The sequence below is a fragment of the Arthrobacter sp. NamB2 genome (genome assembly GCF_005281365.1).
Taxonomy (GTDB): Bacteria; Actinomycetota; Actinomycetes; order Actinomycetales; family Micrococcaceae; genus Arthrobacter_D.
Genome location: NZ_SZWI01000006.1, coordinates 131,785 through 144,505, shown reverse-complemented (window position 1 = coordinate 144,505; position 12,721 = coordinate 131,785). Strand labels below are relative to the sequence as shown.

7 protein-coding genes are annotated in these 12,721 nt (G+C 69.6%); 5 read left to right on the top strand and 2 right to left on the bottom strand.

What is annotated here, in order from left to right:
- The first annotated feature begins 87 nt into the window (after positions 1–87).
- The 5 genes from FDK12_RS11780 to FDK12_RS15080 are packed head-to-tail and all read left to right on the top strand — an operon-like array spanning position 88 to position 8,733.
- A complete protein-coding gene (locus tag FDK12_RS11780) occupies positions 88–5,040 on the top strand; it encodes a DEAD/DEAH box helicase (RefSeq protein WP_137369742.1) in 4,953 nt (1,650 codons plus the stop codon).
- Complete coding sequence (locus tag FDK12_RS11775) at positions 5,033–5,851, top strand: DNA-formamidopyrimidine glycosylase family protein (protein WP_137369741.1); 819 nt, start codon at positions 5,033–5,035, stop codon at positions 5,849–5,851. The genes FDK12_RS11780 and FDK12_RS11775 overlap by 8 nt, the downstream gene beginning before the upstream one ends.
- A 39-nt stretch (positions 5,852–5,890) precedes the next feature.
- Positions 5,891–6,799, top strand: coding sequence for an RluA family pseudouridine synthase (locus FDK12_RS11770; protein WP_137369740.1), 909 nt, complete (start codon positions 5,891–5,893; stop codon positions 6,797–6,799).
- 58 nt (positions 6,800–6,857) lie between these two features.
- The gene (locus FDK12_RS11765) at positions 6,858–7,493 is read left to right on the top strand and encodes a DedA family protein (protein ID WP_104117666.1); all 636 of its coding nucleotides are present in this window, start codon (positions 6,858–6,860) and stop codon (positions 7,491–7,493) included.
- Positions 7,456–8,733, top strand: a complete 1,278-nt coding sequence (locus FDK12_RS15080) for a tryptophan-rich sensory protein (RefSeq protein WP_189636335.1) — start codon at positions 7,456–7,458, stop codon at positions 8,731–8,733. The genes FDK12_RS11765 and FDK12_RS15080 overlap by 38 nt, the downstream gene beginning before the upstream one ends.
- A 26-nt stretch (positions 8,734–8,759) precedes the next feature.
- Here the strand turns inward: FDK12_RS15080 and FDK12_RS11755 are convergent, their stop codons facing one another.
- Both FDK12_RS11755 and ppc read right to left on the bottom strand, forming a co-directional pair.
- Entirely contained in the window at positions 8,760–9,692 is a 933-nt protein-coding gene (locus FDK12_RS11755; protein WP_137369739.1) for an NADP-dependent oxidoreductase, read from the bottom strand.
- 102 nt (positions 9,693–9,794) lie between these two features.
- Entirely contained in the window at positions 9,795–12,620 is a 2,826-nt protein-coding gene (ppc, locus tag FDK12_RS11750) for a phosphoenolpyruvate carboxylase (protein WP_137369844.1), read from the bottom strand.
- Positions 12,621–12,721 lie beyond the last annotated feature (101 nt).

Sequence of the window (12,721 nt, the reverse complement as noted above, 5' to 3'; positions counted from 1 at the left end):
CTACTCCCCGATCGCCCTCCACCCATGGCAACAGCACGGTGCGGCGGCACTCCGTCGAGTGTCGGTGGGCTGGGGCATGATGAAGGGATGACGCAGGTGCTGACGAGGTTCACACCCGCAACCCATGAGTGGTTCGCGGGTGCTTTCTCCGAGCCCACTCCTGCCCAGGAGGGCGCGTGGTCGGCGATCTCCGCGGGCTCGAACGCTCTCGTCGTCGCACCCACCGGGTCCGGCAAGACGCTCGCTGCCTTCCTGTGGGCCCTGGACCGGCTGATCGCGTCGGGCGAGGGCAGCGGTGATGCGGACGAGGTCGGATCCCCGGCACGGTCGGACGGGCGCAAGCCTGCTGCGAAGAAGGCGAGACGCAGCACACGCGTGCTGTACATCTCGCCGCTCAAGGCACTCGGCGTCGATGTCGAGCGGAACCTGCGCGCGCCCCTGATCGGCATCACCCAGACCGCGAAGCGCCTCGGTCTGCCCGCGCCGAGCATCACCGTGGGTGTCCGCTCGGGTGACACGCCCCAGGCCGAGCGGCGCGCCATGCTCACCCGGCCGCCCGACATCCTGATCACCACGCCCGAGTCGTTGTTCCTCATGCTCACCTCGAAGGCGCGGGAGACGCTGATGGAGGTGGACACCGTCATCATCGACGAAGTCCACGCCGTCGCCGGTACCAAGCGGGGGGCGCACCTCGCAGTCTCATTGGCGCGCCTCGATGCCCTGCTCGACAAGCCCGTGCAGCGGATCGGCCTCTCCGCCACGGTCGAACCCAAGGAGACCGTGGCACGTTTCCTCTCGGGCAACGCGCCGGTCGAGATCGTCGCCCCTCCGTCGAAGAAGCAGTGGGACCTCACGGTCACGGTTCCCGTGGAGGACATGACGGACCTCGGCGGTGCGGCAGCGAACACGGACGACGACGGCGACGCCGTCCCGCAGGCGAGCATCTGGCCGCACGTCGAGGAGAAGATCGTCGACCTCATCGAGCTCAACCGCTCGACGATCGTGTTCGCCAATTCGCGGCGGCTCGCAGAACGCCTGACCGCCCGCCTCAACGAGATCCACGCCGAGCGGCTCGAACGCGACGCTGTATGGGCCGCGGGAGGCGCTACCGCCGTCGAACCCGCACTTGCATCCCCTGCGCCGTCGTTCGCCCACTCGACAGCGACGCCTGCCCAGATGATGGCGCAGGCCGGCCAGAGCAGCGGTGCGGAACCGCTCCTCGCGCGTGCCCACCACGGTTCCGTGTCCAAGGACCAGCGAGCCCTCATCGAGGACGACCTCAAGTCCGGGAGGCTGCGATGCGTCGTCGCCACGAGCTCGCTGGAGCTCGGCATCGACATGGGTGCGGTGGATCTCGTGGTCCAGGTCGAGTCCCCGCACTCCGTCGCCAGCGGCCTGCAGCGCGTGGGCCGTGCCGGACACCAGGTGGGCGAGGTGTCGCAGGGCGTCCTCTTCCCGAAGCACCGGGGAGACCTCGTCAACACCACCGTCACGGTGGAGCGCATGCTGGCAGGGCAGATCGAGCCCCTCTACATCCCCACGAATCCGCTCGACATCCTCGCGCAGCAGACCGTCGCGGCCGCAGCGCTCGGCACCATCGACGTCGAGGAATGGTTCGACGTCGTCCGCACCTCTGCCCCGTTCGCCACCCTGCCGCGGTCAGCGTTCGACGCGACCCTCGACCTCCTCGCGGGCCGCTACCCGTCGGACGAGTTCGCCGAACTGCGGCCGCGCATCATCTGGGACCGGGTCGAGGGGACCATCACCGGCCGGCCGGGCGCGCAACGACTGGCAGTGACCTCCGGCGGCACCATCCCGGACCGCGGGCTCTTCGGGGTATTCCTCGTCGGGTCCGAGGGCGAGGGGCCGCGGGCCGGCGGACGCCGCGTGGGTGAACTCGACGAGGAGATGGTGTACGAGTCGCGCGTCGGAGATGTCTTCGCCCTCGGTGCAACGAGCTGGCGCATCGAGGAGATCACGCACGACCGCGTGCTGGTCTCCCCCGCTTTCGGACAGCCCGGCAAGCTGCCGTTCTGGAAGGGCGACTCGCTCGGCAGGCCCGTCGAACTCGGCAGGGCCCTCGGCGCATTCGTGCGGGAGATGTCGGGGGCCACGCCCGACAAGGCACAGGAGCGCTGCGGCAGGATCGGGCTCGACGCCTTCGCCTCCAACAACCTCATCACCTACCTGACCGAGCAGCGCGAGGCCACCGAGGTGGTCCCCAACGACCGGACGCTCGTCGTCGAGCGGTTCCACGACGAACTCGGTGACTGGCGCGTCGTCCTGCACAGTCCTTTCGGCATGCCCGTCCATGCGCCCTGGGCCCTCGCCGTCGGCGCGCGGCTCGAGCAGCGGTACGGTATGGACGGCTCGGCGATGGCCTCCGACGACGGCATCGTGCTGCGGGTTCCGCTCATGGACGACGAACCACCCGGGGCGGATCTCTTCCTGTTCGACGCCGAGGAGCTCGACGGCATCGTGACGGCTGAGGTCGGCGGATCGGCGCTCTTCGCCTCGCGCTTCCGGGAGTGCGCTGCGCGCGCCCTGCTGCTGCCGCGGCAGAACCCGAGCAAGCGCACGCCACTGTGGCAGCAGCGGCAGCGCTCGGCGCAACTGCTCGACGTCGCCAAGAAGTATCCGACCTTCCCGATCGTCCTCGAGACGGTGCGCGAGTGCCTCCAGGACGTCTACGACCTGCCCGCCCTGAAGGACCTCGCCGCGTCCCTCGAGCGCAGGGAACTACGCATCGTCGAGGTCACGACGCAACAGCCGTCCCCCTTCGCACGGTCCATGCTGTTCGGCTACGTCGCGTCCTTCCTCTACGAGGGCGACTCCCCGCTGGCCGAGCGCCGGGCTGCCGCCCTGTCCCTGGACCCGACTCTGCTCAACGAGCTGCTCGGGCGTGCGGAACTGCGGGAACTGCTGGACGCCCGGGTCATCGCGGACACCGAACTGGAGCTGCAGCGCCTGAAGCCGGATCGCCTCGCCCGCGGGCTCGAGGGCGTCGCCGACCTGCTGAGGCTCCTCGGTCCCCTGACGGTCGAGGAGCTCACCCAGCGGCTCGAGGCCCCGGTGGAGGCGACACCGGCGGCAGAAGAGCGGACAGTGTCGGACGTCGAACCCTTCGCTGCCCCATCCCCTCCGGATGTGGGTGCCGCAGTTCCTGCCGTCTCCCCGGCCGCGAGGGCGTCCGCGGATATCGTCCGGCAGCACGTGGCGGCGCTGGTCAAGGCGAACCGCGCGCTGACCGTGAACATCGCCGGCGTCGAGCGCGTATCCGCCGTCGAGGATGCCGCCCGGCTCCGGGATGCCCTCGGCGTGCCCCTGCCCATGGGCATCCCGCTGGCCTTCATCGAGCCGGTTGCCGATCCGCTAGGCGACCTCATCGGACGCTATGCCCGCACGCACGGTCCCTTCACCGCCGCGGAGGCGGCATCTCACCTCGGGCTCGGCGTCGCCGTCGTCGCTGGGTCCCTGCAGCGCCTGGCCGGGGCCGGCCGTGTCGTGGAGGGTGAATTCCGGCCCGCCGAGTCGGTACCCGTCCTGGACATCTCGGCGGACTCCGGCGCTGCTCCTGGCACCATCACGGTGCATGCGCCGGCGTCCAGCGAGTGGTGCGACGTCGAGGTGCTCCGCCGACTGCGCCGTCGTTCACTCGCCGCCCTCCGCCAGGAGGTCGAACCCGTCGACCCGGCGGCCTATGGTCGCTTCCTTCCCGCATGGCAGCACATCGGCTCGGGGCTACGCGGGCTCGACGGCGTCATCACCGTGATCGACCAGCTCTCCGGGGTCCCGATCCCGGCGTCGGCATGGGAGCCGCTGATCCTCGCCCAGCGCGTCGCCAACTACACCCCCGCCATGCTGGACGAGCTCACCGCGACGGGTGAGGTCCTGTGGTCCGGCGCCGGGTCACTCGCAGGCAATGACGGCTGGATCGCCCTCCACCTCGCCGAGAACGCACCACTGACACTGCGGCCCGACCCGGCGTTCGAGCCGTCGGCACTGCATACCGCGTTGCTCGAGCTGCTCGCCGGCGGCGGCGGATACTTCCTCCGGCAGCTCACCAATCTGCTGGACGTACAGGAAGTAGCGTCGGACACCGCCGTCGTGTCCGCGCTGTGGGATCTCGTCTGGGCGGGCAGGATCAGCAACGACACCTTCACGCCCGTGCGCTCGCTCCTCGCCAACGGCAAGACCGCGCACAAGCAGCGGCCGGTACCGGCGAGGGCCAGGACGTCGCGCGCAGGTCGGCTGGGCCGGGCTCCGGGCAAGTCCCTGACCGGCGCATCGATGCGGCTGAGTGTGGCAGCGGACGACGGCGGCGGCGGGTACCAGCGCGCCACCCCGCCGCTGGCCGCCGGTCGCTGGAACATGCTGCCGCAGGTGGAGGCGGAGACCACCCTGCACGCCCACGCCACGGCGGAGCTCCTGCTCGACCGCTACGGCGTCGTGACCCGAGGCGCGGTCGGCAACGAGGGCATTCCCGGCGGTTTCGGTCTCATGTACAAGGTGCTTGCCCGGCTCGAGGAGATGGGCCGCTGCAGACGCGGCTACTTCATCGAGCACCTCGGCGCCGCCCAGTTCGCCGTCCCCGCGACAGTGGACCGCCTGCGCTCCTTCAGCGCGGACAACCAGCTGCCCACCGCGCAGGACGTGCTCGGGAGCGAGGCTCCACCCCTGCAGGCCGTCGCACTGGCCGCGACCGATCCGGCCAACCCCTACGGCGCCGCGCTCAGCTGGCCGCAGGCGGAGGGCGGGCACCGTGCAGGGCGGAAGGCCGGCGCCCTCGTCGTACTGGTGGACGGCGCCCTCGCCCTGTACGTGGAGCGGGGCGGCAAGACGCTGCTGGCGTTCACCGAAGACCCAGGGGTGCTGCGAGCGGCCTCCCTCGCCCTGGTGTCGATCATCCGCCGGGGCGCGACGGACAAGATGGCGCTCGAGAAGGTCAACGGCGGGGAGATCCTCGACACGGACATCGGCCGGGCCCTCGCCGACGCCGGCTTCTACACGACACCGAGGGGACTGAGGATCCGTGCCTGAGGGCGATACCGTCTGGCGGGCAGCCCGCGAGCTGCACCGCGCCCTCGCGGGAAAAGTGCTGACGCGGTGCGACATCCGCGTCCCTCGCTTCGCGACCGTCGACTTCACCGGCGACACCGTGCAGGAGACCGTGTCCCGCGGCAAGCACCTGCTCATCCGCGGCGGCGGAGAGGACGGCTGGGACATCCACTCGCACCTCAAGATGGAGGGCCTCTGGCACGTCTATGCGCACGGGGAGAAGTGGCGCAGGCCGGCTTTCAAGGCGCGGTGCATCCTCGAGACCGAGGACGCCGTCGTCGTGGGGTTCGAGCTGGGCTTCCTCCGTGTGATCCCGCGCGCCGAGGAGGACGAGGCGGTCGGGTATCTCGGGCCGGACCTCCTCGGTCCCGACTGGGATGCGGACGAGGCGCTGCGCAGGCTGCTCGATCAGCCGGACCGACCCATCGGGCTCGCTTTGCTCGATCAACGGAACCTCGCCGGCATCGGCAACGTGTACCGGTGCGAGCTGTGCTTCCTCGCGGGGGTCCATCCGCTCACCCCGGTCGGCGACGTCGTGAACCTGCCCCGCATCGTCGAACTGTCGAAGAAGTTGCTCGAAGCGAACAAGGCGCGAAGTACCCGGGCCACCACGGGGCAGCTCCGCGGGAACAACCTCTGGGTGTACGGGCGCTACCGGCGGGGATGCCTGCGCTGCGGTACTCCCGTCGCCCTCGAGCAACTCGGCGACAAGGAGACCGAGCTGCGCGAGCTCTACTACTGCCCGCACTGCCAGCCGCGATTGCAGGCGCCGGCAGGAGCGGCGCTACCCTGACGTGATGGACCGAAACGCACGGGTGGTGCACTGATGGCGATGAAGTCGCCCCTGCCCGTCCGCAACGGGGTGAATGCCACGCGGCTCCGGCTGCCCGCCGAAGGCCCCTGGAACACCGCGCTCGAGTACATCCTCGACCGGTTCGACCACGTGGACCCCGAAGGGATCGGCGAGCGCTTCGACCGCGGCGAGGTGGTGGCACTGGGTGGTGAGGTGCTGTCGCGGTCCACACCGCTGGGCGAGCACACCTTCGTCTGGTACTACCGCGAGCTGCCGGTGGAGACGCGCCTGCCGGTCGAACTGGACATCCTCCATCAGGACGACCACCTGCTGGTCGTCGACAAGCCGCACTTCCTCCCCACCACCCCGGGCGGCATGTATGTCGCGGAGTCCGCGCTCGTGCGTCTCAGGGTGGAACTCGACCTTCCTGACCTCATCCCCATGCATCGGCTGGACCGCATGACGGCCGGCATCCTGATGTTCTCGGTGGATCCGGAGACCCGGGGCGCGTACCAGCTCCTCTTCGAGAACCGGCGGATCCGCAAGGAATACCGTGCGGTGGCACCTGTGCGGCCCGACCTCGAACTCGACGCAGCACCCCTGGACGTGCGCAGCAGGATCGTGAAGTCGCGAACCTACCTCCTCGCGCAGGAGGTGGAGGGCCCGGCAAACACCCACACCACCGTCAGCCTGCTGGACCAGCGTGACGACCGTGGGCTCTACCGCCTGCAGCCGCACACGGGCAAGACACACCAACTCCGGCTGCACATGGCGTCACTCGGGCTCGGCATCATCAACGATCCGTTCTACCCGATCCTGCATCCGCAGGCGCCGGACGACTACGCGAGGCCACTGCAACTCCTCGCGCACAGCATCTCCTTCACCGATCCGGTGGACGGCTCGGACCGGTGTTTCACCTCGGGCCTCACCCTGAAAGAGTTTGCCTGAACCCGATCCGGGTTACCCGGAGCCGTTTCCGGCCGGGCATGGACGGTAGATTTGCAGCGTGGACCTGCTCGGCACGGACATCCCGGCACCGCTTTACCTCCTGGCCATGCTCGCCGTCATCATCATCGACGTCGTGCTGCCCGTGGTGCCCTCGGAACTCTTCGTGATCGGCTCCGGCACGATGGCCGCCCACGGCGTGCTCCTGCTTCCTCTTGCGGTCCTCACCGCCTTCGCCGGTAGCTGGATCGGCGACGTCGCCCTGTTCCTGCTGTTCCGACGTCGTCTCACGCACTTCCTCGACCGCTTCCGGTGGGGCCGCTCCATCCACCGAGGGCTGCGCAGTGCCATCGAGAAGGCCGGCTCGTCGCCCACCTACGCGGCCGTCGTCGCCGTCCGTTTCCTCCCAGGCGGCCGGACCGCGAGCGTTGCTGCCGCAGGAATAGCGGAACTGCCCCTTCGCCCGTTCATGCTCGCAGCAGCGGCAGGCGGAGTCCTGTGGACCGCGTGGCTGGTTGGACTCGGCTTCGTCGCCGGTGCTTCCACCGGCCTCCCGGCGGGGGTCAGTGCCCTGCTCGGAATGGTGGTCGGTACTCTGGTGGGAGCCATCACGGCGGCAATCCTCGCCCTGAAGAAACACCGGAAGGCCAAGAAAGCGCATGAGCACCCCGAAGAACCCGGGACCGAGGCTTCCTGACAAGCCGGTCAGGCCACCGTCGATCACAGTGCCGGCTTCAGCGGCAGAGGATCCAGCCGGCACCGCGAGCGCCCTCGAACGGCTGAAGGCCGCACAGCCCCGGGCTGCCCAGACCGCAGAGACCGCAGACGATCACGAACAGCGTCCGCCACAGACCGCAGCTGTAGCGCGGACGGCGGTGGGCGCCGATGGTGGCGGGACCAGCGCCGGAGCCACCGGCGGAACCAGTACCGAAACCAGTACCGAAACCAGCGACGCTGCCGAGCGCCTCCGCCGTGCAGCCGCCAGAGCGAGGACCGCGGCGGGCACGACCGGCAGCGCCCTCAGCAGCGGCAGCCGCGCCACGGTTCACCGTGTCGGAACGCACGTCGGGTCATGGAACCCCGACGTCGTGCGGCAGACCGTCGTCACGGTGTGTGCTGTGGCGTGCATCGTCGGGTCGGCGGCGGGTGTGGGTGCATTCGGTGGGCCATCCATCCGCGATGCCGCCGGCGGTGTCTTCGCTCCGGACGCGACCCTGCTCGCACCGTCGTCGTCCGCGTTCGCGATCTGGAGCGTCATCTATGCCGGCCTCGTGGCGTTCACGGTGTTCCAGTGGCTCCCGTCCCAGCGCGAGAGCGAACGCCAGCGGCGTCTGGGCTGGGCGGTCGCTGCCTCGATGCTCCTGAACCTGGCCTGGATCCTGACCGCCCAGGCCGACCGCCTGACCATGAGCCTGGTGGTCATCCTGCTCCTCTTCCTCGTCCTTCTGGCGGCCGTCCGCACCCTCAACGACCATCCCAACGAGTCCCGGCTCGAGGGCGTGCTCGTCGATACCCCGATCGGCCTCTATCTCGGCTGGGTGCTCGTGGCTGCGGCAGCCAACGGAGCCGCCCTCCTCGCCGCTGAAGGCGTCGAGCTCTTCGGTTGGAAGGGCAGCACCTGGGCGATCGTCGGCATCGCCGCGATCCTGATCACGGCCGCCATCATCTGCTCGACGGACCGGGGACGCATCGCGGTTGCCGCAGCGACATCATGGGGTCTGCTGTGGATCGCCGTCGAGCGGGTGCTCGGTCAGCCGTTCGCCGCGGACGTGGCCTTCGCTGCCGGGCTGGCGATCTTCCTGCTGCTCATCACGGCAGGATCCCGCCGTCACCGGGTGGACCACGCCCACCGGCGATGGCTCCGCGCGCAGGAGGACGCCCGACGGGAGCCCCTGGATCTGCTGGGCGACGACGACTACGAGACGTCGCGCTACTGAGCCCGCAGGCCCAGCAGCGCGACGAACTAGGCCTGCTCGCCCACGGTGACGGCGATCTTGCCGCGCACATGCCCGTCGATGCTGCTGCGGAAGGCATCGGCCGCGCGCTCGAGCGGGAAGCTCTCGGCGAGGATGGGCTTCACGTGTCCGGCCTCGACGAGTTCGGTCAGCGCCAGCAGATCGGACGGGTTGGGCCGGACGAAGATGTAGCGACCACCCTCGTCCTTGACCGCCGTGTCCGTGACGGAGGCAATCCGCTCGGGACTTTTCAGGTGGGCGAGGGAGTCGATCCAGTCCCGACCACCTACGAAATCGACGACGGCGTCCAGTCCCTCGGGCGCCGCGTGTGCGAGGCGCTCGCCGAGGCCTTCCCCGTAGGTCAGGGGCTCGGCACCCAGCGAGCGGAGGAAGTCGTGGTTCTTCTCGGAGGCCGTGGCCAGCACGCGGGCTCCCCACGCCTTCGCGATCTGGATGGCGTATGTGCCCACGCCACCGGCCCCGTTGTGCACGAGTACGGTGTCGCCCGCGGTCGCGCCGACCGCTCGGAGTGACTGGTAGGCCGTCAATCCGGCGAGCGGCATCGTGGCGGCCTCCGCCCAGGAGACGTTCCTCGGCTTGCGCGCGAGGGCCCGTACCGGCGCGGCTACCTTCTCGGCGAAGGTTCCCAGACCGACCGTGTCCATCCGGACGTAGCCGATGACCTCGTCGCCGACCTCGAATTCCGTGACCGAGGGACCCGGCTGAGCGACGACGCCGGCGACGTCCCACCCGGGGATGACGGGGAAGTGGGTGGGGAGGACTGCGTCGAGGTAGCCGGCGGTGATCTTCCAGTCGACCGGGTTGACCGAGGCGGCACGGACGTCGACGAGCACCGAGTCGGGCCCGACCTTCGGGTCCGGCTGCTCTCCGTACTGAAGGACGTCGGGCTCGCCGTACTGCTCGTAGAACGCTGCTTTCATGGTGCTCCTCCTGAGGATGAGCCGGCCCCGGATGATTGCATCCGAGGCCGGCGGTTCAGCTTCCAGAGGCGGCAACCCGCACCCGCCGGTCGGTATTCCGGATCAACCGGTGTTGCGCATCCCGGCAGCTACTCCATTGATGGTGATCAGCATGGCCCGCTGGAGCTGCCCGTCGGGCTGGCCGCCGTCGTTCCCGGCCCGCACACGGCGCAGCAGTTCGACCTGGAGGTAGGAGATGGGGTCGAGGTACTGGTCGCGCACCGCGAGGGAGCGCTTGAGCACGGGTTGGTTGTCGAGAAGTTCATGCTCGCCCGTCAGAAGCCGGATCTCGGCCAGGGTCAGCTCGTATTCCTCGCCTATGACGCCGAAGAGGTGCTGGAGCTCGCCCGGCACGAGGGCTTCGACGTAGTGGGCCGCGATCTCGAGGTCCGTCTTGGCAAGCGTCATCTCCACGTTCGAGACCACGGTGCGGAAGAAGTGCCAACGGTCGAGCATCTCCCTGAGGAGCCCCTCGTGCCCCGCCTCCCGCGCGGCACGCAGCCCGGACCCGACGCCGAACCAGCCCGGCACGATCTGCCGCGACTGCGTCCAGCCGAAGACCCAGGGGATGGCACGCAGGCCGCCGAGGCCACTGCCGGAGTCGGGGCGCTTCGACGGGCGGGAGCCGATGTTCAAGGATCCGAGCTGTTCCACGGGCGTCGACGCGAGGAAGTATGCGGGCAGGTCCTCGTGGTCGATCAGCGACCGGTAGCGGAGGAACGCGGCATCGGACACCGTCTCCATGACCTCGGCCCAGCGGCCGCGCTCGTCGTCGGACGTACGGGGCGTCCTGTGCAGCGCGGACCCCTGCATGACGGCGGCCAGGGACAGCTCGAGGTTCTCGCGGGCCAGTGCCGGCAGCGAGTACTTGTCGCTGATGACCTCGCCCTGCTCGGTGAACTTGATCTCGCCCTCGAGCACGCCGTTCGGCTGTGCCAGGATCGCGTCGTAGGTCGGGCCGCCACCGCGGCCGACGGAACCACCCCGTCCATGGAACAGGCGGAGGCGGACGCCGTGCTTGGCTGCGACGTCGCGCAGGCGCCGCTGGGTCTTGTGGATCTCCCAGAGGCTCGTGAGGACTCCCGATTCCTTGTTCGAGTCGGAGTAGCCGAGCATGACCTCCTGCAGGTCACCGCGGAGGCGGACCACCTCGCGGTACGTCGGATCGGACAGCAGGGTGTCGACGATCTCGGCCGAGACCCGGAGCTCGTCGACGGTCTCGAGGAGCGGGGCGAAGCCGATCTTCGCGAACGCACCCGAATCCGGTCCGCCCGATCCGTTTCCCACGACATCGACCAGGCCCGCCTCCCGAGCCAGGACCACGGGCGCGAGGACGTCGTCCGCTCCACGGGTCATGGACACGATGTAGGTCTCGATCACGTCGGGGCCGTAGGTCTCCAGTGCCGCAGAGATCTCCCGGAAGACGTCGAAGGTCCTGCGGGCGCCGTCGTCGAGCGGCGGGTTCGACGTCGCGAGCGGACGCCGGGACGCCAGCTCGCGGGAGAGTGCCTGCAGCCGGCCCGCGCGGTCGAGTTCGAGGTAGGGCACCTCCAGTTCGCCGAGGCGGTCCGTGAGCTGCGCGACGACGTCGTGGTGCATGTCCGCGTGCTCGCGGATGTCGAGGGTCGCGAGGTGCAGGCCGAAGGACGAGATGACCCGCGACGCCGTCGCGAGGGCGCCGTCCGCGGCGAGGCCCGCCGCATGGTGCCGAAGCGAGTCCCCGACCAGCTGGAGGTCCGCCAGCACCTGCGCCGTGTCGTTGTAGTCGCGTCCGGGTTCGTGCGCCGTCTGGTTCTGGACGCGCGCCGCCGTATTGAGCAGCTTCGCCTTCACGCAGGTCAGCTTGAGCCGGTACGGTTCCTGTGCGTTCAGCTCGAGCACACGCTTGTCGAGGCGTGGGAGGTTCGCGAGGTCGCGCTGGATCGAAGCGGTGAGCTCGGCGGACGCCTCGACGATCGCGGTCGACGACGACAGGGACGAGATGAGCCGGTCGATGAAGTGGATGGCGATACGCACGGCCTGCTGGTTCTGGATCTGCAGGATCTCCCGCGTCACGGCCGCGGTGACGTTCGGGTTGCCGTCACGGTCACCACCGATCCAGGAGCCGAATCGGAGCGGTGCCCCGGTTGCCGGGAGGGAGACGCCGTGCTCGGCCAGCAGGTCCGAGAGGTCCTCGAGCAGCTCGGGCATGGAGGTCGTGAGGATGTCGCCCAGGTAGTAGATCGCGTTGCGGGCTTCGTCGATCGGGGTGGGCCGTACCTGGCGCAGCTCGTCCGTCTGCCAGATCAGGTCGATCACCTCCGCCAGCCGCCGGTCCTGCCTGCGCCGCTGCTGCGACCCCTCCGCCGTCGACTCGGCAAGGACGTCGGAGAGACGGCGGAGCTTGTCGAGCACCGACCGACGTGAGGCTTCGGTGGGATGCGCCGTGAACACCGGACGCACATCGAGCTCCTGCACGACGTCGGCGAGCGCCTCGGGCCCGGCGTCGGCTGCGATGCGGGTGACCGTCTGTGCGAGCCAGCCGTCCTCCTCGGAGCGGGTGCGCAGGCCGCGCACGCGGTGCACCTGCTCGGCGGCGTTCGCGAGGTGGAAGTAGGCGGCGAAGGCGCGCACGAGCTCGGTCGCCTGGTCGATGGGGAGGGCTGCGAGGAGCTCACGGACCTGCTCCGCGAGCGCGGCGCGCTCGCCCGCATCGGTGACGCTCCCGGACTCCTTGGACTGCTTGGTCAGCAGGCGGACGCGCTCCACGAGGTCGAGCAGGTCCTGGCCGTGCTGACGCACGAGCGATTCGCCGAGCAGGGTGCTGACGCGGCGGACGTCGGCGCGGAGGTCGGAACTGATGTCGCCGGCGGTCTCGCCGAACCGGTCAGCGGCGTGCGCGGGGGACACTTCGAGGGGCACTGTCACAACAGCCTGCTTTCAGGGCACGGAAAACGGGGCGTATGCGGCACTGGATACGTCGGATTGCTGTTGGGATACTACCCAGTTCT